Here is a 24183-nt window from a genome sequence, read left to right as displayed (position 1 = left end):
GCCAGAAGTCGTACTGCTGCGCAACCTCGTTCGCGATGTCGGAGAATGTGGCGGTCCCCTTGTCGGCTGCCACCACCAGATAGGTGTCGTCACCGTCGCGGCGCACCACCCGCGCCGGCGGAATCACCTCACCACCGGCGTGGTCGACATTGTCGGTGAGATCCAGTAGGCCCGAGATGAAGGTGCGATAGCAGGCGATGCCCTCGGCCTGCATGGCCTGGCGGTCGGCCGCCGCATCACCGGTCGCGGCCGGCGGGCGTTTCACCACGAATCCGCCCTTGGCGCCGACCGGCACGATCACCGCGTTCTTCACCGCCTGCGCCTTCACCAGACCCAGAATCTCGGTCCGGAAATCCTCCAGGCGATCCGACCACCGCAAACCACCACGCGCCACCGCGCCGAAACGCAGGTGCACGCCCTCGACCCGCGGCGAGTACACGAAGATCTCGAACTGCGGCCGCGGCCGCGGCAATTCCGCGATGGCGTGCGGATCGAACTTGAACGACAGATGTCCGGGCGGATTTCCGTCGTCGTCGCGACGGAAGTAGTTGGTGCGCAGGGTCGCCGTGATCAACCCGAGAATCGCCCGCAGGATCCGGTCGGTGTCGAGACTCACCACGGCATCGATCTCGTCCTGCAGCCGCGACGAGATACCCGCGGCCCGCGCGGTCGCTACCGGCCCGAGGTGCTCGGGATCGAAATAGGCGTCGAATAATTCGGTGAAGGCGCGCGCAGTGCTCGGCTGCGCCAGCAGCACACGGGTGATGTTGGCGAAGGTGTAGGCGAATCCCGCCTGCTGCAGATACTTCGCGTAGGCGCGCAGCATCGCGATCTGGCGCCAATGCAATCCGGCCCGCAGAACGAGTTCGTTGAGCCCGTCGACCTCGCAATCGCCGAACCACATCGCCGACACCGCCTCCGGCAGGCGTTTGCGGATACTGGTGTCCGGCAGCGATTCCAGCGCCACGGCACGGTCCAGATCGGCCTCCGGATCGCTCTCACCGGTGCCGCGCAACACGTTCGGCGCGACCCGCAGGCCGAAGTCGTAGATCCACCGGGTGCTGGCGCCGGGCAATTCGAGCCGGTAGGGCTTTTCCTCCACGACCTCGATGCCGAGGCTGTGCAGCAGCGGCAGCACCCGGCTCAGCGACACCTCGGTGCCGGCGACGTACAGGGTGAATCGCCACTCGCCCGACGGGGCGCCGGCCGTGCGGTAGAGATCGGTGTCGATCTGCCCGTCGGCCAGTCGCTGCAGCCGGCACAGATCGTCGAGCGCCCGGGCGGGCTCGTATTCCTGCTGATATGTCGCCGGGAACGCGCTCGCGTAGTCCTGCACAACCGGCGCGGCGATCTCCGCGACGCCCGCGGCCTCGCTGACCAGCCGGTCGCTCCAGCTGCGGGTGGTCGCGAACAGCAGATCCTGAATGCGTTCGCGGTTGGATTCGGTGATGTCCGCCGGTTCGGCCTCGGCCCCGCGGTGCACCGTGAAATAGACGACGGCGAGCTCGGATTCGGTGACGCGCGCGGAGTAGGCGATCTGCTCGGCATCGAATTCCCGGCGCAGGATCTCGTGCATCCGCAACCGCACCTCGGTCGAGTAGCGGTCCCGCGGCAGGTACACCAGGCAGTAGACGGCGTTGCTGCCCACATCGCGGCGCAGGAACAGCCGAATCTGGCGCCGCAGCCCCAAATTCATGACGGCCGAGACGGTTTCGAAGAGACGGCGCGCATCGGTGGAGAACAGTTCGACGCGCGGGAAGGTCTGCAACATCTCCAGCAGCGCCTGGCCGGAGAACGAATTCAGGGCCAGGCCCGCCCATTCGATGACCTGGTGGACGCGGCGCGAGATCACCGGGATGTCGAGGATGTTCTCGTGGAAGCCGCTGACGGTGAAGGTGCCCACGAAAACGTGTTCGCCCACCACCTTTCCGGCGACCGACGGGGTGGTCTCGGCCGCGTAGTCGGCAACGCTGACCACGTACACATCCGGTGAGCCCGGCAGCAGCGAGTCCAGCGAGCCGTTGGACAGCCGCAGAATCTGCTCCGAACCGAGTGCGGGCGTGCCCACGTCCACACCGGAACCGTTGCGCAGCACACCGAGACCGGTGCCCGAAACCTGTTGCGGCTCAGGGCCGTCGGCACCGGGATGCACACGATAGTAGCCGTATCCCAGCAGAGTGAAATGCCCGGAGGTCAGCCAGCGCAACAGCTGCGCGCATTCGGCCGCCTCGGTGGCCGAGGGTTGCGGCACGGAATCCAGCCGCGCGGCCAGCGTTCCCATCGTGCGGGTCATCGCGTCGGTATCGTGGGCGACCTGGCGGATCTCGCCGAGCAGCGGTGGCAGCGCCCGCTCGATCCGGTCCAGCACCGCGTCGGAATCCCCGGCACCCAGCTGCACATGGATCCACGACTCGGCGACGACGTTTCCGCTGCCCTCCGACCGGATCGCCGAATTCGCCTGCGCCACATCGAAACCCTCGCTGGGCGCGATCGCCCGCAACCGGCCGCGCCGGTCCCGCAGGACGTCGAAGACCGGATGCACCACCTCGGTCACGGTGGCCCCGAGGCGCTGCAGCGCCGCGGTGAGCGAATCCACCAGCAGCGGCATATCGTCGTTGACGATCTGCAGTGCCGGACCCAGACCGCTGCCGTCCTCGGCGCGATACAGCCTGGTCACCGCGGTCCCCGGCCGCCGCCCCGCGGCCAGCTCCAGATGATGCCGGAAGATCTGCTCGGCACGGTCGGTGATCGTCGGCGCCGCGGCTCCCGGCTGAATCCAGCGGAAGTACACCGCCTCCAGATCGGTCGGATCATCACGGAATCGCTTCCATGAAATCGTCTGCTGGGTTGTTGCCACCATCGACCCGTGCCTTCCCGAGATCGGAATCGGTACCGCAGTATTGCGGACTGTCTGAACGTGCCGTTAAACAACGGCACGTTGTTCAGTGTAACAAGGATTGGGCGCCGTTACCCGGTTTCTCAGCGAACCAAACCGGATCGGAACAGAAATGTCTGCGCGCCTGCACGATTCGCGAAACTACCCGTCTCGAGATGCAGGCCCGAATGCCTGTCGGCATACCAGACGGTAACCGCGGGGCCGATCGCCACGAAGGCCGTGCCGTCGGAGACGACCGCCGCACCCGAGGTGCGCCAGCGCCCGATCGTGTCGCCGATGCGATCCGGTGGATCGGTGCGCACGGTGAAGGTCAGCGCTCGCCCGCCCGTGATCCCGCCCGACAACAACGGATCGTCCGCGGAGACGACACAGGAATCGCCCTGTCCGCCCGACGCCGGCTGACAGGTCGATACCGCGCGCATCAGTTCGGGCAGCGTATCGACCGGTGTCAGGTCGCCGATGGCGGGCGCGCCCGTCGAACAGGAGCGCAGGACGAGTACGGCCAGCAGCACCAGGGCGACCGCGCCACCCAACGCCGCCTTCCACTGCCAGGCCGGAAAGACCTTGGCTTCTTCCTTTTTCGCGTCCGTCGCGGCTTGTTCGCCGCCGGACGCCGCCTTCTCCAGACCACTGGCGAGCTTCTCGGCGCCGATGATCACCGGTGCGATACCCGCTGCGGTCCGGCCCAGTTCGCCCAGCACATCGCCCACCGCCTTCAGCGGCGCCCCGCAGTGTCCGCAGCGGGAGTCCGCACCGCTGTTGCGATGCGAGCAGTACTCACAGGTCTGATGCGTCGAATTCACTGGCCGGTGACGACAATCGAAGAGATGGCGGTGGTGTTGATCGAGGCGTCGCCCTTCGATTCCAGGATCGTCAGCGTGATCTTCGACGCGGTCACCGGTGGACTGATCTTGGTTACCACGAGGCTGCGCTGATCCATCGTCTGCTGGGTGTAGGTGGTCACGCCCGGATCGTTGAACCGATAGGACACGCGGCTCACGGTCCGGAACTTGGCCCACTGGTCGGCGCCGTCGGAGCCGATGCTGTCCCAGCCGGGCACGATCCCGATGGAGTCGATCCGGTAGGTCTTGCCCAGATCGATGGTCAGGACCTGGCCGTCCACCCGATAGGCGCGTACACACGACCACGCCTTGTCCGCCTGACCGGAGAACGCGTCCATGCCGGGCGTACTGCCGGTGGGACAATGGGATTCGGCCGCCTTCACCTGGATCGCCGTGCCGGCGGTCAGCGATTCGGACGGTTTGGGGGCGGCGCTCGGCGGTGCCGCCGCGGCCGCCGTGACGACCTTGACCTGGTCTCCGCCGTCCTTCTTACCGCCGGTGGTGACCAGCGCCAGCACGACGATGATCGCCAGCACACCGGCCAGCGCGATCGCCACCTTCGGCTTGCGCACCATCGCGAGCAGCTGCTGCGCCGGTGCGGCGGCGCCCGCCGGGGCCGCCTTCTCCGCCTTTTCCGGCTGCGCCGGCTTCTCCGGTTCGCCCGCAACGGGTTTCGTTTCGGCCGTGCCCGTCCGATCGAGCCGGGCGCCGGCCCGATCGGCGAAATCGGAGGTGAATTCCAGGCCCGACGGTCCGTCCAGGGATTCGCCGTTCAGCAGCGCCATGATCCGGTCGCTGGCCTTGGGTCCGCTCGGCGGCCGGGCGGCGCCGTTGGCCGCAGGACGAGACGATCGGTCCGATCGGTCCGGGGCGGATTCCGCCGGCGGGACGGACACTCCGACCGACACCGGATCAGCGGCGCCGAGGCGGTCGGCGGCTGCGGAGGCGGTGGACAAACCCGGCTCCGACAGCAACGCGTCCAGGACCGCGCCTCGATGGCGCACGAAGACGTCTGCGGGGTCCTTGTCGGACATGTGTGCGATGGTATCGGGACGGAATACAGTCCGCGCCAAGCCTATTCCCGCTGGAGAGAAGTTCGGTCCGGCGGAATCAGCGGCCGGATTCGGCCGCCACGAAATACTCCGGCGGCACATCGAAGACACGGGCCAGGGCGATGATCAGATCGAGCCGGGGAATCGCTTCGCCGTGCACCAGCCGGTACAGACCCGACTGCGACACCGGAACGTCCGGATAGGCCAGCTCGAGATGCTGGGCCAGCGAATACAACGTCAGCGAGCGGGTCGAGCCGTCCTCGGTGGATACCACCGATTCGGCGATCAGCTCCGACAATCTGGCCGAGAAGATCGCCGCCGCCGCTTGCCGCGGTGTCAGTTGCTCATCGGCGCCGGACTCACGACGCTCGGGATCGAGCACCCCGAACTCGCCTCCATTCTGGTGTCTGTTCTGTGGGTCTCGATCAGAAGATTGCCTGCCGTCCGCTGCGGAGTCCGCTACCACGTTGATCAACACTACCGTCTCACCTCGTCCGATTCGGCGTCGACCACATGAGCCGGACCTGCCGGCGGCATCGATCCGCCACCCGCCACCGTGATCGCCGGAGGTCCGGCTGCCGGTGGATTGCCCATGGAGTCCAGATATCTGGTTTCACCTCGCGGCTCGATCAGATCCACGCGCACCGTCCGCATCGGAATGCTGACGTCGATGGCGGTCTCGCTGACCTGGTCGATCGCCAGATCGGCAGACCGCCGACGGGGTGCGCCGGGTTCGCTGATGGTCACCGTCGTGTGCGCGGCGGAGGCGCGCGGAGGTATCTGGTCGAAGACCGCGATGGTCGCCTGTGCCGCCGCCGGGGTCTGCTCGGCGTCGGAGGCGTCGGGCGCCAGCCGTAGCGAATCCGGATCGCCCACCGCTGTGACGAGCTGCTGCCAGCGCTGCGGCCGGGCCGAGTGCACTTCCACATCCGCGCCGACGACCATCGCTCGCAGCACGATCTGCTGGGCGACCGGAAGGTCGGCGTAGACATCGATCGTGCGGTGACGCGGGTTGTATCGCACCGGGTCGAACAGCGGCAACGCCAGCGTGTGCTTGGGCCTGCCGCTGATCGAACCGAGGATCTGACCGCTCGGGCCGATCGCGATGGTCAATGCGTCCAGTTGCTCGGGAGTCGCCGTGTCGCCTCCGGATTCGGTGCGTGGAATGCGATGGACCGAGGTCGATGTGGGCAGACTCGCGCGCAACGCGTCGGCCTGCCGCCCGCCCAGCGGTCGCAGATATCCCGGCGGAGCGACCGAGGATGCCGGGCCCACATAACGCACCAGGCCGCGAGCGCCCAGCGCGCCGCCTGCCAGGCTGACCACCACCGTGGTGCGCCCGCGGTGCCACGACCAGCAGTCGTCCAGGCCGGCGTCGCCGAGCCGGGTCCAGTCGATCAGGTAACTGGTGACACTACGTCCCGGCACCGAGGATTCGAGGTGATGCCACGTCTCCCGCAGATCGGTCAGTTCCACACCGGCATGTAGCAGGCGGATCGCATCACCCAGCGCTTCGGCGGGCAGCGCGTGCGCCGCCATCCCGCGTTCCCGCAGGCGACCGGCGATGCGATGGGCGGCCGAAGCCACCGCCCGGGGAGCGGACTCCGCCACCGGCCCTCGCCGCACGAGGGCCTCGAGGTTGTGCTCCGGATCCAACCGCAGCACCAGCCAGGTCATGCGGTCGCCGACCACCGGGTGCGGGCCGATCAGCTGGTCGTAGAGCATGCTGTAGCTGCCGGCCGGCCGCACCCGCTGACCGGTCGTGACGATGTCGATCTCGATCCGGACCCCGAACTGGTCGAGCATCGGCAGCAGATCCTGCACCGGGACGGTGTCCTCGGTATAGAGCTCCCGCTCGGCGATGACGGTCGGCAGGTCCAGATTCGGCGCGAGCTGGACCATCGCCACATACGACGATCCGTCCTCCCGGACACCGCAGACGCCCGCAGCCACCTCGACGTCGCGTAATCGTGCCGGTCGATGGAGGAGATCCTGGCGGGCCTGCCGCCCGAAGCGGTAGTCACACCAGTCGAGCAGCCAGCGCACCGCCGTTCGCTCGCCGACACGCACCGTGAGGGTGATCGCCACGACCGTCGCCGCCGCCGGTGCGACCCACCACGGCACCCGGCCCCACAGGCCCGCCACGGCGACGCTTCCGACGATCACCACCGCCGCCAGCGGTCCGCGCTCGGGCGCGCCGGCTCCGATCCTGGGAAAACTCACCCACGCCTCCGGACGATGGAGTTGGCATAACCGGCCCCCACCCCGAGCAACAGCGCCACCGCCACGACGACGAGTGCCGTGATTCCGGGACGCCGGTCGGCCGGACGCCCGGGTGGCGGCACGATCAGCGCCGAGGTACGGAACAACCCGCTCGGCGCCTGCGGCGGTTCGGAATAGCCGAGCGACGCGGCCGGATCGATCACCCCGGCACCGACGATGTTGTCGACCCCGCGGGCGGGCGCATGCGCGCCGGCCTGCAGTCGCGCGGCGATCTGGCCGGGCGTCTCGTTCGGGAACCGCGAGCGCAACAGCGCCGCCACCCCGCTGACGTAGGCCGCGGCGAAGGACGCGCCGCCCACCGGAACCATCTTGTCGCCGGCTCCGACGGCATTGATGAGCCCGCCACCGCCGGGACCGAGCGATTCGATCCCGGTTCCGGGGGCGGCCACCGAAACCCAAGGGCCCCACAGTGATTCGGGCATCGGCGCGCCGGTGGCAGTGGTGAAGCCGACCGTCAGCACATCCGGCGCATACCATCCGGGCGTCGAAATCGTCTGAACGCCTTTCCAATTGCGCGAATCGGTCGGCCGGCTCGGATCGATATCGGGGTTCTGCTGACAACCGGCCTCGCCGGTGTTGCCCGCACCGGCGACGATGAGCGCACCGCGCACGTGCACCGCGTAGCCGACAGCGGCCGCGAGCATCGATTGATCGATACGCGCATTGGCTCCGAGGCAGACCGGCAGCGCCACGGTGATCACGCCGGCGCCCAGATTCGCGGCATGGGTGATCGCCCGGGCCAGGGTTCGGATCTGGCGGGCGGGTTCCTCATCGGAGTTGCCCGCGTCCGGACGTTCCAGGCTGAACGCACCGGACCGGTAGCGAATGGAGATCACGCGCGCGTCGGGCGCTACCCCGGCGAATCCATCGGCCTGATCCGGAGCCGCGGCGATGATCCCGGCGACGAGGGTGCCGTGCGCATCGCAATCCGAGAGCCCGTCGCCCCCGGCGGCGACATAGTCCCCGCCACCGACCAGATTCGGCAGCCGGGGATTCGGAGCGACCCCGGTGTCGATCACCGCCACGGTGACCCCGGCGCCACGACTGAGCGGCCGGACCCGCCGCAGATCCAGCGCGCGGTCGGACGGCGGGACCTGGGCCAAGTCACTGCCCGGCAGTACGCCCGCGGCCAGACAGCCCTTGTCTTGTTTGGTCGGTTGTTCCGGTCCGGGGGGCCCGTCCGGCGGCGCGGCCCCGACGATCGCCTCGGGCGGATCCACCGCCGCGGCCGGGGCGATGACGGCCGCCGGCGCCACCGTCAGCGCCGCCACCAATCCGGCGAGCAGCATGCTCACCGGTCTGCGCATGATCATCAGATCGCTCGCATCGCCGTGTATATGCCCATGATCCAGAAGGCGATCACCGGAATCAGCAGGATGAGCGCGTACTCCACCAGGTCGATGACTCGTCGCGTCACCGGAGACAGGCGCCGGCCGGGCAGCCGCAAGGCGGCGACACAGGCCGCCACCGCGGCGACGACGAGCACCCCGACGACAGCCAGTCGCGCGTAGTCGGTGCCGTACGCGCCGACGGTGACCGCCGCGACCCCCACCGTCGCCACCGCCGAGGCCGCGCACAGCGAAACCGCCTGCACCCGATCCGGATACCAGCGCGCCCGCATGACGAGAATGCCCGCCACGGCGGCGCCCAGCACGATCTCCCGGATGCCACCGGGCGCCTGCTCGGCGGCCACGACCACACCTCCCGCAAGCAGCGCCGACACCGCCGCGATGAGACCGCGCAGGCTGGTCACGGCCAGCCGGGCGCGAGTTTCGATCCTGGTGTTCGGCCGCAGTTCCCGCTCCGGGTCGACGCTTTGATCGAGCTGATCGTCACGCACGGTTTCCGCGTCGAAGATGTCGGTGAGCGTGGCCGGCGCCACCTCGTTGCCGGGGTCCGGCAGATCCGGCGGCCGGATGCGCGCCGCGACCACTGCCAGTCGCGGTGCCGCGGTCAACAACACCGCAGCGGCGAAGACGATTCCGCCCGCGACCTTTTCCAGAGATACATCGAAGTAGGTCGGGACCAGTGCCGCGAAGGCCAGGACCACTCCGAGGGTCGCGACCGCGGTCAGCGCCGAGGTGCCGGAGTCGCTCGCACGCAACATCGTGACCGCCGCGACCGCGGCGACCACCGCGCCGGCTGCGATATTGGCCGCGGCGAAGCCACCCGGCTGGCCGTAGGCCGGCGGCACGAGCATCGCGCCGCCCGCGAAAAGCAGTGGCAGTGCGGACAATTCCAATCCGAGGACGACGCGTGCGGGCGTCCTGCCTCGTCCCGCGACCACGGCGGCACCCCAGCAGGCGGCGCCCAGCAGCAGCGCGGGCAGACCGCACCACCACAGCGACCCGCTGCGAGTCCACGACCAGGACAACAGGACCGTCGCCACCACCGCGCCGACACCCAGCGCCGCGGAACCGACCGTGGCAACGGTTTCGGAATCGAACTCCGCGAATTCGCGCTCGTTGATCGCCGCGAGTGCGTCGGTGATGTCCTCGACGACCGGAGTGAACACCTCGGCCGACTCCACCACGGACAGCATCAGCACCGTGCCGTCGACCACGTCGTGGTCGGCCAGGCTGCGCCATCGCGGAATCGGCTGCTCACCCGGCCGCGCCAGGCTCCACTGGCCCGCGGGTGGCGTGAAATCCACCGTCTCGTCGTCGATCGCGCGGTCGAGCACCCCGAGCAGGTCGTCGATGAAGGTCTCCACGGCGAACTTCGTCGGAACGACCACATCGACCTGATAGGTCGCGACCAGGACCGCGATCCGTGCTCGCGCCACCTCGGCCTGTTGTGCCGCCGCCCGTGGGGCGGCGCCCGGCGCCGCGACGGCCGTGCTCATCGGCGGGCCCCGCTCGTCGCCGCTCCCGGATAGCCGGGGAATCCGTCACCGAGGCCGGCCGCGAGTTCCTCGAAGGCCAGCAGGGTGGTCTTGTCGAGCAGGCGCAGATCGATCTCACCGCCCTCGGCGAGATGCTCGTCGTACGGCACCACCCGCGTCGGGCGCTGCGCGGTGGCGAAGAGCTTCTCGATCTGTTCGACCTCGACGGTCGGCTTGACCGGTTGCTGATGCACGATCGCCACCACGGAACCGGCGATGAGATGTTGCAGCCCATGGGAATTCAGCCAGTTCAAGGTCGCGACGGCACCCTTCACGCCGCCGACGGTCGGGGGTGTGACGACCACGATGGCATCGCTGGTCTTCAGCACCATCTGGGTGATCGAATCGAGCACGCCGGTGCCGCAGTCGACGACCAGTAGGTTGTAGTGCCGCCGCAGCGTCTCCACGGCGACACCGAATTCCCGGCCGGACAGCGCCTCGATCGACTCGGTACTCCACGGCGAAGCCAGCACCGCCAGATCGGCGTTGTTGATGGACGTGAACGAATGCACCGCCGAGAACGCGTCGAGATTGGCGGCCTGCGCCATATCGCGCAGGGTCAGCCCGTAGGGGTGCGGCGCGGTACGCGAGGGCAGATCACCGAAGTCGGGGTTGGCATCCACGGCGACCACGCGGTCGGGCCGCAGCCCGGCGAACGTGGATCCGAGGGTCGCCGCGATCGTGGTGCGGCCGACGCCGCCCTTCACGCTGATCACCGCGATCTGATAGGGCGCGTTCAACTGCCGGCGGATCCGGGCGCGACGGTCCTCGGTGCGCTGTTCGGCCGGCGACAGCCCCAGACTGAAACCGACCTTGTTCAGCGCACCCCGCATGCCGCTCGTGGACTTGAGCTGCACCCGGCGGGCAGCGGTGATATCGGCCAGCAGATCCATCGAGGTCAGGGTCGCCGGCAGCACCTCGACCCGGGCGGCGGCCTCGGCCTGGCTCAGCCGGTCCGGAAGCTGGGATCCACTCGCTTGCGGTTGCTGCCAGGCCGCGGGACGACTCTCAGGGGTAGCCGGCTGCGGCGTCCACGATGTTTGCTCGGCGCTCGCGGTCCATGCCGCCGTAGTGCCCTGTCCGGTGGCGGACGGTGAATCCGGTTGCACCGACGCGTAAGTCGCGGGGGTGCCGGCGTTCGTGGCACCGGTGGCGGACGCGGACGCCGGTGACGGCGCGGAGGTGGATGTCGCCGGTGCGCCCGTCTGCGACACCGCAGCAGTCTGCGGTGCGCCCGTCTGCGGCGCGGCAGTCTGCGGCGCGGCGGCAGTCTGCGATGCGGCGGTGGGCGTGCGCGGGGCAGTGGTCGATCCCTGCGGCGCGGCGGTCGCCGCCTGTGCCGTCCCGGCCTGCGCCGGGTTCGCGACGGGTCCGGACGTTGTGTTCTGTTGTCCCACCGTGGTGTTCGTCGTGCCGCTGTCGGGCCTGGGCGCGCCGATATTGCTCGATCCGCCGGGCGCCGGATTCCGCTCACCGCTCGCACGCAGATCGCCGAAACCGCCGTAGCTCTCCCGCGCGAACCCGGCTCCCGCGGGCGGTACCGCCACGCCGCCGGACGCGGGCGTGCCGGTCGGCCCGGTAGCCGGCTGGGGTCCGCCGGCCGACGGTGAAATCGGTTGCGCGGCCGCCGCCGATCCGGCGGAGGTTGGCGCCGCATCCGGCCTCGAGGCCGACCGCGGCATATCGTCGTTCGTCATTTCGGCGGCTCCGGCCCGCTCTGCCGATTCGGGGATCGGCGTGAAATAGGCGTCGTAACCACCCCGAGCCCGCACGGACTCGGCCGTATGCCCGTTCGTATCCGGTGCTCGGTTCATATCCTCATCCTTCTCGAAACCCGCTGCGAATTCAGCTGATTCGGCTGGTTTCGAACCAACTCCGGCTGGGTAAAAGGTTGATCAGCGCGGTGATCCCCGACCGGATCGCCGCGTCGTCGCCCGGTTGATAGGTCGACCAGAGTTCACCGTCCATTGCCACGCTCGGACTCACCACGAGCCGTCCGGAAACGGTGTCCAGCACGGAAAGACACACTTCCGGTCGCGGGTATTCCCCGTCGTGGTGCTCCAGCACGAGCACCTCCGCCCGCCGGAACACCTCGTTCAACGCTCGCTCGAGTATCGCCGCGGTCCGCGGCGGGGCGCCGAGTTCCGCGAAGGCGCGCCGTAATTCGGCCGGCTCGGACGATTCGCCGAATTCGGTTGCGACGGCGGAGACCTGTGCGGACGACACCTGCCATGGTTCGAACGAGGCCGCGAGTGCCGACCCCAGTGCCGAGACGATCGCCCCGGCAAGGATGTCCAGATCCTCGTCCTGCTGGAACACCGACTGGAGCACGACATGGTCGTCGTTACGCACCGCCAGCACGTGATCGGAGCCCGAACGAACCAGCGACATCCGCAGCATGCCGCGTGGTTCCCCGTCCAGCCCCGTATCCACGATGCGAGCGGCCAGCTCCACGTCCGGCCGGTACAGGCATTGCAGCCACCGCTCGACCACGGGATGTACTCGTCCGTCGTCGAGGAGTACACCCGCGTCGGTGAGTTGAGCGGCCACCACCTCGTGGACCCGGTCCCGGTCCTCGATGCGGTAGATGTTCGGCAGCAATGCCAGCACCGGCGGATACGAGTCGATGCCGACCAGTGTTTTCAACAGCAGGGCGGCATCGACATTGATTTCGACCGCGACGGGATCGTCGACCACCTGATCGTCGAGATGCAATGCCTAGATCTCGAGCGCCAGGAACCGGCCACCCTGCTGCTTGTCCGTGTCCTGCATCGCGCCACCGCTGGCGCAGTGCTTCTTCACGGTCGCGTTCAGGGCATGGAGCGCGTTGTTGTAGTCGGTGATCTTGTTCAGGAGCTCGTGGATCTTGGGGCCCCAACCTTGATCACCGGCTTCACCCGTGAAGGAGCTTTGCAGCCCCTTCGCCAGCGAATCCAGCGCACTGTTGTTTTCCTGAATGTTCTTGACGATGTTGTCGAACGTCAGCGTGTGAGTGTCGACTTCACCGAACTTGTACTGCATTCCACCGGCCATGGCGAAAAACCTTTCGGATAATTGATATGTGAATTACTGCGTTGCCCTAGAAGCCGATATCGACTTTTCCTGACATGGTGCTGCTCGCGACATTGCCGGCACCGGCGCCCATGTCCGTACCGAGAGCCTGCGCACCACCGTGCAACTGCTCCTGCTGCCGGATGAGATCGGCGTATGCGTCCATGTCGGCGGCACTGAATTTGTGTGCCGAATCGGTCAGAACATTGAGAATGTCCTGGAACGCGTTGCCCAGCCGGTTGCCCTTGTCCAGCGCATTCTGCATGGACGAGGCGATCGCCGGTGTGGCCTGCGGGCTCCGCACCGCGGCCTCCAGCTCGTCCTTGACCGCGAGCAGGGCCTTGAGGTATCCCTCGTGGTTACCCTGCAGTCCGATCCCCTTCTGAGCGGCGGGGATCAACTCGTGGGGATCGCCGTTGAAGACGTAACTCATCTGTGGTTCCTTTCCGGTGTTGAATTACACGCGACCTCGGTCTTGTTCACCGGGGACGTTCGGGGGTGGCCGGAATCGCCGCATCGTCGTCGACGCGCTCGATCACACCGACCGCGAGTTGAGGTTCCGATACCGGGTCTTCTCTACGATCGCCGGCGTATTCGATAACTCCGACGAGCGGAACCTTCTCCAGGACGGGCACGTCCATCGGCTCACCCGGGACGAAGACCGCCGACTTGGATTTGCGCTCCTCGTCCTTGCGGCGTCGCATCTGCGCCTTGGGTGCCGTTGCCCCGCGCGTAGGGCCCTGGCGCGGAGGCACAGTCGTGGTGGGCTGGCCGTCCGCGGCGCCGAAGGCACGGAAGGACGCGGGATTCCAGTTACCGGGCATCCGGAATCCGGTGGCGGCGCCGGGCATCGAGCCGACACCACCGCGCATCATCGAAAAGGCCACCGTGCTACCGATTCCGCCGGTCAGGCCGGCAAGGGTGGGCGATGTCGCCGACATGCCGTACAGGCCGTCCTGCCCGGCCATCGGGTCGTCACCGTATCCCTCGCCGCCCTGGCCGTAATCCGACATCGGCGACAGCGCGTCCGTTGCCCCGGTGGGATCGGACAACCCGCTGTCCGGGCCCGTGCCCGTGGGATCGGTCCCTTGCGGCCCGTCACCCGGGCCCGACGGGTCGTGGGTGCCACCCGAGGATTGGTCACCCCCGCTCGAATGCGAGTTGCTCGTCGAGGTGTTCTGATTCCCGGTGGTGGAGTGCGAATTACCGCCGGTGTCGGTGATAGTCGAATGCTGGTAGGCGGTGGGCCGCGGCGTCGTCGTCGTGTCCGGGGCCATCTTGTACTGCATATCCGGCGGCGGTGCGCCACCACCGACGATCGGTGGTGCCGTGAGCGGCTTCGGGAGGGCGGCCAGCGCGGGCACCACGGTCCCCGCATAACCGTCCATGACGAGAGCCGCCTCCGGCCAGATCACGAACAAGTACTCGAGTTCGTTGGCCGCGAGCGCCGCACTGGTCGCGGCCAGCATCGAACCTCCCACCACAGCGCCCACCGGACCCGCGGTGGAAATGGCACTCGCCGTAGCCATGTTGGCGAGCAACATTTTGCGCTCCGCCTTGTTCGCTTCCAAATGGATCTTGACCAGAGTCATCGCACCGCGCGCGCCCTTCGCCGCGGCAGCCACCTCGCCCACGAGCGCGGCGGCGGCGCCGGCTACTGCGGCCTGTTCCTGCAGCCATGCCGCATGCTTCTGGAATGCCGCCCGCGCCTTGTCCGCCGACATGCCCTGCCACGAGCCCGAGATCGTCGCCATCGTCGCCTCGGTATCGGCCGCCGCGGCATTCAGTTGCGCCGCGAGGTCCGCGTAGGCGGTGGAGGTCGCGGACGTCGATGCCGGCCCCGGACCGCTCAGTAATCGAGAGGTATTGATTTCCGGCGGCAGCGCATGGAAGTCGAAAAGGAACGCCATGACATCAACCTCGGCTCGCCGATCTCCGGCTACACGTTGAATATCGGGCCGTGCGTGGCGACATCGGCGCCGGCGAGGATGTCGCTACCCGAATACGCGGTGCCCACCTCGGGCATCACGGCCGAGGCCTGGGTCTGCAGCACGGCGCCGTGCGCGGTGGTCGAGAAAAAGCCTTCGCCCCACGGGTTCAACACCTCCGGGATCATCAGGCTCACATCATCGATGCCCGGCGGCAGCGGTTGGCAGGCCGGCATGTGGGCTCCGAGAGCGCCCTGTAATCCCGTGGCGGTGAATTCGATTTGCGAGGCGATAGCCGGGAAGTTCTCAGGAGTGACATTGAGATACATCGACCTCTCCTAACGACGATACCGCCTCCGACGAGCGGTACAGGATGAACGCTAAGGCATCCCCAATGTTGGGAAGATGTCGGCGATCTCACTCTTCGGCCGGTGTCCACGCGGCTTGCACGAGATCGCGCCGCGAATGCAGCGGCTCGACCAGAATTCCGCGACCGAGCGGTTGTTTCGTTGCCTTCACGTCGCCGATGAGCATTCCGTCGAGCTTGGTGCCGTCCATGATCAGACCCGAGCAGTTCAGGTTCTTGATCTGACCCATGATGTTGTCGTACATCGCCGAATCCGCTTGCGCGATATTACGTCCCACGATGATGTGCAGACCCGTGTCACGGCCGTCGACGATGATGTCCTTCAACGGGTCGAGCGGGTTGAGCATGCCGCGCTGCGCGACCATGTGGTAATCGTCGATCACCACGAATATCTCCGGTCCGCTCCACCACGAGCGCTCCTTGAGCTGCTGCGAGGTCACGCCGTCCGGAGGCCGCCGACTACGAATCTTGTCCGCGAATCCCGGAAGGCCTTCCTGCAGATCCCGCTCGCTGGTCAAATAGCCGATCAACCGTTCGTCGGGAACCACGTCCATATGCTGGCGACGGTAGTCGATCAGCAGGATACGCGCCTGATCCGGGCCGAAACGCCGGTCGATGGAACGCATCAGATCCGCCAGTACCGTGGACTTTCCACATCCGGGTGATCCGACCACGATGAAGTGCGTGGAAACGCCGAAATCCACTGCCGCCACGCCCAAATCGGATTCGCGCACACCGAACGGAGTCACCAGTTGCTGAGCCAGACTCGTCGGTTCCGGCACAACTTCGTGAATACGATTCAATTCGATCTTCGACGGCAGCAGCCGGACCTCGGGTGCGCGCCGGCCCTCGTAGCGCCGGTTGAGTTCTTCGCCCGCGGCCGCCAGCCCGGCCGCCGCGGACTCCGGATCTCCGACGCCGTCGATACGCGGCAGCGCCGTCAACATGTGCAACGCTTCGCTGGAAATACAGCGTCCCGGCCGGTCCGGCGGAATGGACGCGACAATGGCGCGGTGGCTGCCGAATACGGTATCGGTGAGGTCGCCCAGACGCATTTCCAGCCGGGTCTGCAGCAGGTCCTTGATCGCCGGCCGGATCGCCGCCCAGCGCGAACTGCTCAGGACCAGGTGGACGCCGTAGTTGAGGCCCTGCAGCGCAATGGATTCGATGACCGGTGAATATTCGTCGTAGAACGGTCCGTTGACCGCGAATCCGATATCCCAGCCGTCGATGACGAGGAAAACGTCCCCGTGCGCGTCCCCGTACGCGGTCAGTTTCTCGGATTCGACGGGATCGGCTCGCCGCCTGCGGAATTCGCGCATGCTGTCGATCCCGAGTTCGGTGAACATCGACTGCCGGTAGGCCAGTAGGTTCGTCACCAGCGCGAAGGTGCGGCGCACGCGGTCCACGTCCCGGGCCGACGCCACCGACCCGACGTGCGGGATGGCGCGAAGGCTGGACAGACCTCCGCTGAAGTCCAGGCAGTAGAACTGCACCTGCTCCGGGCTGTGCGTCATGGCCGCGGAGACGACCAGCGTTTGCAGCGCGGTCGACTTACCCGACTGCGGCCCACCGACGATCGCCATATGTCCACCACCGGCGGACAGGTCCACCGACCACACGTCCTGGCGCTGCTGCCGCGGTTTGTCGACGATCGCCAGCGGCAGCTGCAACGTACCGGGTTGAACCGCCGGCACCAGACGCTCCAAGGTGGCCGGAATACCCAACGGCGGCAACCACATCGCGTGCGCTCTGCGGCCGTGCCCGGCGTACTGCTGGAGGACCGTCTCCATCAGCGTGACCGGTTCGGCCTCCGGGGCTTCGGGGCGGGTGACGACCGGAGCCGGGGCCACCGGTTCGACACGGCTCGGCGCGATGTAGGCAGCGGTGAAGGCCTGCGGGGGACGGTATCCCCCACCGGGGCGGCGCGCGCGCTGTGTCCCCAACGCCGCGGCTTGGGCGGGCGGGGTGTACGGCGCGCCGACGTAGGCGGCTTGGAAGCGCTGCAGATCACCGGATCCGACCCGGAGATATCCGGCGCCGGGCTTCTTCGGCAGGTGATAGGCGTCGGCGGTGCCGATGGCGTCGCGGGAGTCACTGGTCTGGTTGGTGCGCAACGCGACTCGATACGACAGGTGCGCCTCGAGTTCACCCATGCGGTTGGCCGGCACCTTCTGCGAGGCCAGCAGCAGATGGATGCGCAGGGACCGGCCCAGACGGCCGATGGCGACGAACAGTTTCGAGAAGTTGGGATGCTGTTCGAGCAGTTCGGCGAATTCGTCGAGGATGATCAGCAGCGTCGGCAGCGGCGGCAGTTGCGCGCCCTGTTCGCGGGCCCGCTCGTAGTCCGCCACACTGGCGAAATTGCCGGCGTCGCGCAGAATACGTTGCCGCCGGGCCATTTCACCGCTGATGACGTCCTCCATACGGGTGACGAGGTCGGCTTCCTCCTCCATATTGGTGACGACCGCGGTGACGTGATGCAGCCGGTCGAAACCGAGGAAGGTCGCACCACCCTTGAAGTCGACCAGCAGCAGATTCAGCACATCCGGCGAGTGCGTGGCGATCGCCGAAAGGACAAGGGTGCGAAGGAATTCCGACTTTCCGGAACCGGTGGCGCCGATGCACATACCGTGCGGGCCCATACCTTCTTCGGCGGATTCCTTGATATCGAGGTACACCACCTGGCCGGTCGGATCGTGACCGAACGGGATGTTGAGCCGGCCGCGGTCACTGTCGCGGCGGCGGGGCCACTGCCGCTCCACCCGGATCGCGCCGGGGTCGGGAACACCGACCATCTCCTCCCACGACGTCCCGCCGCTGGTCTGCTCCGCGGTGACCGCCTCGACCACACTCGACAGCCGATACGAGGAGATACTGCGAGCCAGAGCGGTGATCGCGGTGACCGACATGGTGTCGCCGACACCGACCGCCCGCAAACCTCGCGAGGTGACCTCCTGCAGGCGCCGGTCCTCGTCGACGACGAACTTCAGCGCCCGCGGCAGATTCTGTTCCCCGACGCCCAGCCGCAGCCAGGTGCAGCCGTCGACGCCGGAGATGTCTCGTTCGTTGGTCGGCCCGTCGGTGTCGACGAGCAGCAGATAGTGGGTGCGATCCATGGTCGGCTGGGTGTTGGCCGAGAACGGCCCGCGGTTGAGGCCGGCGAGCACCTTGGAGCGCAGTTCCCCTACCGACCGATACACCATCCGGCTGGATCCGATGGCGTCCGTATCATTGGGGTGCTGCGTATGCGGCAGCCATTTGAGCCAATTCCATTCCGGCACATCGGGATCCGACAGCACCGCCGCGATGGCGACCTGATCGGGCCCGTGCAGGACGACGATCTCGGCGATCATCGCGCGCACCAACGCGGCCATGGCTTCGTGGTCGCCGTCGAATCCGACTTGCGGAACCGACAGCAGATTGATCGCCACCGGCATGCCGCCGACCGTGGAGTACGCCTTGGCGAAACGGGTCACCTCGACCACGCCGACCGGGTCCAGGTCGGAGGTCGGCGCCGCCTCGGGAACGATGACGCGCACCTGGTTCGCGATCCGCCCCCGGCCGATGCGTACGCGCAGGAACTGCGGGCTCGACACCTGCACTTCCCACATGCGTTTGCCACCGACGAGGCGGGACAGCTCGGCCGGACCCGGGTGCGTGTAGCGCAGATAGTCGTAGAGTTCGGCCTCGGCGGCGTGCACGGTCTTACGGTTCTCGGCGATCGAGCGCAGATAGTCTTTGCGTTCCTCGTTGAGTCCCGCCGCGCCGCCACCGCCGTTGCCGCTCAACGCGCCGCCCATCATGCCGAACATCGACACGACCATCATCATCGGGAAGAACAGCATGGTCGGTGAGAACGATCCGCCGTTGCGGAACATCATCACCATCATCCCGCCCATACCGGCCATCATGACCACCGGCATGATCATCCGGATTCGCGACGCCGGAACGGGTTTGGGCAGTTCGGTGGGCGGTTGCAGGCGTAACTCGGTGACCGCGGGCGCCTTGGGGCCCTTCACCGTGCGCGCGGGCCGTACGAAGCGCCGGGTCGTCGTCACTAGGCTCCTCCCCCGGTTTTCTCCGGTAGGCCGACCGCGGCCTTGTCGGGTGCGATTCCGTCGTGCTGGATACGGGCGTCCGCGGTCGACAGGGTCGGGCCGACGGCGAACAGGGACACGATGCTCCAGGGCGCGGGCACCGGCGCCTGCAGGCCGAGGGCGGCGAGGGTGTGGTCACCCGCACCGGTTCCGACATTGATCCCGTACCGCACACCGCTGTCGGAGATCCAGAACAGCGATTCCCGCAGCGGGGAGTTCGGGTCGCTTCCGGTCAGCTGGACGAACCGGCCGGAGCTGCGGGGGAGATAGGCGGCATCGGCGGTGGCGCCGTGCGAGGTGGGTGCGGTGACCAGCGGTACGACCTGGCTCTGTTCGGCGCCCGGCAGCGGCAGTTGCCGTCCGACCAGGGCGCGCGTGACGGCATTCGCCTCGGCCGCTCCGCGTGACCAGTGGAAGCAGGTGACGCCGAACTTCTCCGGATCGGCCAGCGTGACCGGCCGGCTCGGGTAGGTCGAGGTGCCGGGCCAGGAACCGGGACGCAAATTCTGCGCCACCGCGTCGGGGCCGACGGTCATACTCGCCACGGCGCCACGGGAATTCGAGTTGCGAATCATCGCGGCCAGGACGGAACCGACCTGGACCAGACCGGATTGGGAGACCAGATAGTAGGACGCGCCCCGCCCGGGATTCGACACCGTCACCACCGAGCCGACGGGCGCGGAAATACCGCCCTTCAGCACGGCTGGCTCGCCGGCGCCGGGCACCTCCGGCACACGCAACGGCGGTACCTCCGGAATCGCGGCGATCAATCCCCTCGAAGCCTCGATCACCGGTGCGGTGGCATCGATACCGAGAGCCAGGGTGACCGCCGAATCGGCGAGGTTGATCGCCGCTCGCACGACGCCGTGATCACCGTTGTTGTAGACCAGCCAGGTGTCGTCGTCCTGGCGCAGCAGACGCGCCTCGTCGGCGCCCAGATCGCGGATCGCGCCGTCACCCTCCGGTTGCACGGTCAGCTCGCCACCGATCACGGTGGTCCGCACCCCCGCGCCGGCGGTGGGCAAACCGGTTCGCTGGTCGACCGGTGCGGCGGCGCCGATCCGCGCGGTATCGCACACCGCCCACGAGGAGTCCCGGCCGCCCGTATCGGTCATCACGCCCGGTGCACCCGGAATCCCCACCCACGGACCGCGCGGATACTTCGCGAGCTCGTCGCGGGAGACGGGTACCGGATTGGCCGCCATGCCGGTGATCAGCCGCGCCGAGGACAGATTCAGCGTGGGATACAGGCGGTTGTCGACCTTGACGAACAGCGCGCCGGAATCCTTGTCGGACACGATATTCGCCTGTCCGACCTGCTTGGCCGGTTTGAAGAACGCCATCACCGCGGCACCGGCGACGACCACGCAGGCCAGGGCGATGCCGATGGACAAGGCGGTGGAACGGCCCCGCTGCGGATCGTCGACCATGGAGGCATCGCGCCGGACCAGCGCGTGCTCGATCCGGCGCAACAGGAACCGCCACCCCGAGATCTGGTGTTTGGTCACCACCCGGAAGCGGGCCATGGGTCAGCTCGTCGGCGCCAGCCCCGCCAGGGCGGCAGTGATGTCGAATGCGTCGACGGTCATCAGTTCCTCGTTGGACATATTCGCGATATCCGCGTTGTCCCGCGTGAACCGATAATCGCGTTCGGCCTCGGCCGCCTCCACCACATTGCGGACGAACCGGCCGTTACCGGCCAGATCGATCAGGCGGCGGCCGTTGCGGGTCTGCTGCGCCAGTTCCGCGCAGCGGTCCCGCAGCACCTCGCGCGCCTGGTCGGACAGGATCGAGTCCTTCTTGCGCGCAATGTGATCGGCGATCTGGACCAGTTCGTCGGCGTCGTAACTGGCGAACCGGATGCGCTTGGTGAAGCGGGAGGCCAGACCGTCGTTGGATGCCAGGAAGCGGTCGATCTGGTCCTCGTAGCCGGCGATGACCACCACGAGTTTGTCGCGGTCGTTCTCCATCCGGGCCAGCAGCGTGTCGACGGCTTCCTTACCGAAGGCGTCGCCGCCGGACAGTCCCTCCTGAATCAGGGTGTAGGCCTCGTCGATGAACAGCACACCACCGAGGGCCGAGTCGATCAGCGCATTGGTCTTCGGCGCGGTGTGGCCGAGGTGAGTGCCGACCATGTCGTTGCGCGAGACCTCGATGACGTCGGCGTTCTCCACCACACCCAGGCCCGCGAAGATCTTGGCGATGACCCGGGCGATGGTCGTCTTGCCGGTACCGGGCGGGCCGGAGAAGATCAGGTGCTGGGTCTTGGATTCCACCGCCAGGCCGCGTTTGGCGCGAACCTGATCCATCAGAACCCCGGACTTGAGCCGCTCGACCTGTTCCTTGACCGAGTCCATGCCGATCTGCGCCGCCAGCAGATCCGACGCCTCGGCCAGCAGGGTGTCGCGCTCGGCCTTGGCCGCGGTGGCGGCCACCTCGGCCGGGTCGTCACCCGAGGACGGATCCCAGACGTTCGTCCGGGAACCGATCACCTCGGGGGTCACCACATCGAAGCGATAGGTCTTGTCGCGCACGGCCCGCTGCCACAGCGGCCGCTCGGACCACAGCGCGGAACCCTGCAGACCCGCCAGAACCTTCTCGGCGGCATCGTGATCACCGTTGTGCCGCAACAACATTCCGAGCAGGAAGTGCGCATCCGCCCAGATGTAGGACAGGCTTCCGGAGGCGCTGTCCTCGACGATGCGCTGGGCGCGCGGCATGGCCTCGCCGAATCGTCCCATCCGCGCGAGGGATTCGGCGGCCATCAACTCGGCGGCGATATCGAGCAGGCCGTCCTCGAGAACCGGTTTGGCCGTGCGCGCGGCCAGCAGATCCGGCCAGCGATCGGTGCGGTAGTACAGCGACATGCGAACGAAATCGGAAACGTCGTCGCTGGGCACCTGATCGAGAATGGCCGCGGCCTCTTCCCATTCGCCGCCCTGGGCATACGAGCACGCCTGCGCGATCGCGATCTGATCGCGGTCGGCCATCGCCACCCGCAGCCCGTACATACCGAGCTCCACCTGACACCACAGCGCGCGATCGACCAATCCGGCGCGCTGTTGATCCCGGTACAGGTTGTGCACCGACCGGTAGGCGCCGTAGATGACTTCGGAGGTGATCTCCCCCGCCATCGCGCGCCCCAGCCAGGCATCGCACATATCCGGATCCAGATCGGTGGCGGCCCGGAACGCCGCCAACGCATTGTCTTCGTTGCGAACCCCGCCGGCAACCAATCCCAGTGATTGGACACCCGTGTAGAACGCGTCCTCGGCCGCTGACACCTGGACATCCCTTCCGCCGCACTCGCCTGCCCGAACGATAGACACCCAGTCCGCCAGCCGTGGGAGCGCTATTCCCATTCTTGGGAAATGCAGGTGAAGCGTCGCGGTTCGCGACGGCACCGGCGGTTTCGCCGAATCCCCTGGGAGCGAGACGTTTTTCCACCGGCACCGCCGCCACGCGGATCGACAGCCCACGCAAGGACCGATACTTATTTGATGAGCCGTCGTAAATCGTGCCGTCATTCAGCGGTATATTGGGACGCGGGTCGGCAGTCCTCATCCTGACGGCCCGAACCTCGGGGCGGTGGCCGTGAGCCGCGATCCGGCAACCGACCGCCGCGGGGTGCAGGCCCGCAGCCCTGCACGGGCCGGTATCACCCACCGATGCCGGCCACCCGCCCGGCGGCCGGTGGTGTCAGCAGACCACCGGCCGCTCCCACCTCCAAGACAACTCACATGACGCGGACGACGACGGCTTCACTGGGCATTCTCGCCCACCGTACGGTCGCACCCGAGTACGGCGCCTCGATCACCATCCCGTTCCCGGCGGCGAGCTGCACATGCTCGGGCCCGCGCGCGGAGAACGAATCGGCCGGGAAGACCAGATCGCCCGGCCGCACATCGCGAGGCGAAATTCGCTCCCCGCAGTAGATCTGCTCATATGTCGTGCGCGGCAAGTGAACTCGACCGTCGGTCGCTTCCGCGACCGCGTACTGGGTCAGCCCCGAACAGTCGAAGCCGCCGCCGCTCGGCCCGCCGGCGCCACCACCGCCCCACACGTAGGGCGTGCCCAGCCAGGCGCTCGCCGCACTCACCGCCTTGCCGCCGGCAGTGCCGTCCGACGGAACCGGACGACTGCGCACCGCGCTCGGACGTGCACCACCACCGCCGCCACCGGCCCGGGTTCGTATCCGGGAGCGACGCCGACTGCGGCCCGCGGGCGTGATCCGCCGGTGGACCGGAGCCGGGGCGGACGGCGGCTGGATCGTCGCCGCGTGCCGGTGTGCCGCGGCCACATCGGCGTCCACCTGTTTGGTCGCGTCGGCGATGGTGGCGTGCGCGGCGTTCAACATTGCGGGACCGCTGAACCGCAGATCGCCGACTCCCGCGATGGCTTGCAGCCGCGATTGCAGGTCGGCGATCCGGTTGTTGAGCGCATTGCGTCCGGTGACCGTGCCGTCGCCCGCGGCGGTGACCGCCTTGTGCACGACCGCGTCCTTACCCGCCTGGGACTCGGCGATCGATACCTGCATGCCGCGGGCGTCACTGTAGTGGCGGGCGATGGAGCCGTTGTGGCTGTTGTCCATGTTCGCGACGGTGGTCGAGACCGTACCGGCCGTACCCGGTGCGGGACTGCCCTGGCCGTACAGCCCGAGCAGTGAGTTCAGCACCCCGTTGAGATCGGTGGTCAGATCAGGCGCCATGCAATCGCCCCGCCCTCACTCATCCGCCCGCCTCCTGTGCCGGCGCCGCTGGATGGCCGACGTGAATTCCAG

17 protein-coding genes are annotated in these 24183 nt (G+C 67.8%); all 17 read right to left on the bottom strand.

Going from position 1 to position 24183, the window contains the following annotated elements; genetic code table 11:
• The coding region (locus ACPCUW_RS34005) for an NAD-glutamate dehydrogenase domain-containing protein (RefSeq protein ID WP_423429451.1) at positions 1-2860 on the bottom strand (2860 nt) is incomplete at its 3' end.
• 119 nt (positions 2861-2979) lie between these two features.
• Positions 2980-3699, bottom strand: coding sequence for a hypothetical protein (locus ACPCUW_RS34000; protein WP_423429450.1), 720 nt, complete (start codon positions 3697-3699; stop codon positions 2980-2982).
• Positions 3696-4772: a discoidin domain-containing protein gene (locus ACPCUW_RS33995; protein WP_064904938.1), complete on the bottom strand. Its 1077-nt coding sequence runs from the start codon at positions 4770-4772 to the stop codon at positions 3696-3698. The genes ACPCUW_RS34000 and ACPCUW_RS33995 overlap by 4 nt, the downstream gene beginning before the upstream one ends.
• A gap of 76 nt (positions 4773-4848) precedes the next feature.
• The gene (locus ACPCUW_RS33990; RefSeq protein WP_051757256.1) at positions 4849-5172 is read right to left on the bottom strand and encodes a helix-turn-helix domain-containing protein; all 324 of its coding nucleotides are present in this window, start codon (positions 5170-5172) and stop codon (positions 4849-4851) included.
• A 95-nt stretch (positions 5173-5267) separates the two neighbouring features.
• Positions 5268-7013, bottom strand: a complete 1746-nt coding sequence (eccE, locus tag ACPCUW_RS33985) for a type VII secretion protein EccE (protein ID WP_423429447.1) — start codon at positions 7011-7013, stop codon at positions 5268-5270.
• Complete coding sequence (gene mycP / locus ACPCUW_RS33980) at positions 7010-8386, bottom strand: type VII secretion-associated serine protease mycosin (RefSeq protein ID WP_423429445.1); 1377 nt, start codon at positions 8384-8386, stop codon at positions 7010-7012. The genes eccE and mycP overlap by 4 nt, the downstream gene beginning before the upstream one ends.
• Positions 8386-9918, bottom strand: coding sequence for a type VII secretion integral membrane protein EccD (gene eccD, locus ACPCUW_RS33975; protein ID WP_423429443.1), 1533 nt, complete (start codon positions 9916-9918; stop codon positions 8386-8388). The genes mycP and eccD overlap by 1 nt, the downstream gene beginning before the upstream one ends.
• On the bottom strand, positions 9915-11771 hold the full coding sequence (locus ACPCUW_RS33970; protein WP_423429441.1) for an AAA family ATPase: 1857 nt from the start codon (positions 11769-11771) through the stop codon (positions 9915-9917). The genes eccD and ACPCUW_RS33970 overlap by 4 nt, the downstream gene beginning before the upstream one ends.
• A 31-nt stretch (positions 11772-11802) precedes the next feature.
• On the bottom strand, positions 11803-12672 hold the full coding sequence (locus tag ACPCUW_RS33965; RefSeq protein WP_227462797.1) for an ESX secretion-associated protein EspG: 870 nt from the start codon (positions 12670-12672) through the stop codon (positions 11803-11805).
• Between the two features lie 3 nt (positions 12673-12675).
• The gene (locus tag ACPCUW_RS33960) at positions 12676-12990 is read right to left on the bottom strand and encodes a WXG100 family type VII secretion target (RefSeq protein ID WP_063019198.1); all 315 of its coding nucleotides are present in this window, start codon (positions 12988-12990) and stop codon (positions 12676-12678) included.
• Between the two features lie 46 nt (positions 12991-13036).
• Positions 13037-13441, bottom strand: a complete 405-nt coding sequence (locus ACPCUW_RS33955) for a hypothetical protein (protein ID WP_063019199.1) — start codon at positions 13439-13441, stop codon at positions 13037-13039.
• 46 nt (positions 13442-13487) lie between these two features.
• On the bottom strand, positions 13488-14918 hold the full coding sequence (locus ACPCUW_RS33950; RefSeq protein ID WP_423429438.1) for a PPE domain-containing protein: 1431 nt from the start codon (positions 14916-14918) through the stop codon (positions 13488-13490).
• A 29-nt stretch (positions 14919-14947) separates the two neighbouring features.
• The gene (locus tag ACPCUW_RS33945; protein ID WP_030518535.1) at positions 14948-15265 is read right to left on the bottom strand and encodes a PE domain-containing protein; all 318 of its coding nucleotides are present in this window, start codon (positions 15263-15265) and stop codon (positions 14948-14950) included.
• 88 nt (positions 15266-15353) lie between these two features.
• Positions 15354-19364 (bottom strand): type VII secretion protein EccCa, encoded by a 4011-nt coding sequence (eccCa, locus tag ACPCUW_RS33940; protein ID WP_423429437.1) that lies wholly within the window; start codon positions 19362-19364, stop codon positions 15354-15356.
• Positions 19364-20929, bottom strand: a complete 1566-nt coding sequence (eccB, locus tag ACPCUW_RS33935; protein WP_064908906.1) for a type VII secretion protein EccB — start codon at positions 20927-20929, stop codon at positions 19364-19366. The genes eccCa and eccB overlap by 1 nt, the downstream gene beginning before the upstream one ends.
• A gap of 3 nt (positions 20930-20932) precedes the next feature.
• Positions 20933-22687: a type VII secretion AAA-ATPase EccA gene (gene eccA, locus ACPCUW_RS33930; protein WP_063019203.1), complete on the bottom strand. Its 1755-nt coding sequence runs from the start codon at positions 22685-22687 to the stop codon at positions 20933-20935.
• Positions 22688-23139: 452 nt separating this feature from the next.
• Positions 23140-24111: a C40 family peptidase gene (locus ACPCUW_RS33925; protein WP_104367708.1), complete on the bottom strand. Its 972-nt coding sequence runs from the start codon at positions 24109-24111 to the stop codon at positions 23140-23142.
• Positions 24112-24183: the final 72 nt, after the last annotated feature.

Source organism: Nocardia sp. AB354 (genome assembly GCF_049538315.1).
GTDB classification, from domain to species: Bacteria; Actinomycetota; Actinomycetes; order Mycobacteriales; family Mycobacteriaceae; genus Nocardia; species Nocardia nova.
Note: the sequence above shows the minus strand (reverse complement) of the source record. Positions and strands in the feature narration are given on the sequence as shown.

Coding starts and splice junctions, on each gene's coding strand:
- ACPCUW_RS33995 (WP_064904938.1), bottom strand. CDS start 4,772: ATGTCCGACAAGGACCCCGCAGACGTCTTCGTGCGCCATCGAGGCGCG.
- mycP (WP_423429445.1), bottom strand. CDS start 8,386: ATGATCATGCGCAGACCGGTGAGCATGCTGCTCGCCGGATTGGTGGCG.
- eccD (WP_423429443.1), bottom strand. CDS start 9,918: ATGAGCACGGCCGTCGCGGCGCCGGGCGCCGCCCCACGGGCGGCGGCA.
- ACPCUW_RS33970 (WP_423429441.1), bottom strand. CDS start 11,771: ATGAACCGAGCACCGGATACGAACGGGCATACGGCCGAGTCCGTGCGG.
- ACPCUW_RS33960 (WP_063019198.1), bottom strand. CDS start 12,990: ATGGCCGGTGGAATGCAGTACAAGTTCGGTGAAGTCGACACTCACACG.
- ACPCUW_RS33955 (WP_063019199.1), bottom strand. CDS start 13,441: ATGAGTTACGTCTTCAACGGCGATCCCCACGAGTTGATCCCCGCCGCT.
- ACPCUW_RS33950 (WP_423429438.1), bottom strand. CDS start 14,918: ATGGCGTTCCTTTTCGACTTCCATGCGCTGCCGCCGGAAATCAATACC.
- ACPCUW_RS33945 (WP_030518535.1), bottom strand. CDS start 15,265: ATGTATCTCAATGTCACTCCTGAGAACTTCCCGGCTATCGCCTCGCAA.
- eccB (WP_064908906.1), bottom strand. CDS start 20,929: ATGGCCCGCTTCCGGGTGGTGACCAAACACCAGATCTCGGGGTGGCGG.
- ACPCUW_RS33925 (WP_104367708.1), bottom strand. CDS start 24,111: ATGGCGCCTGATCTGACCACCGATCTCAACGGGGTGCTGAACTCACTG.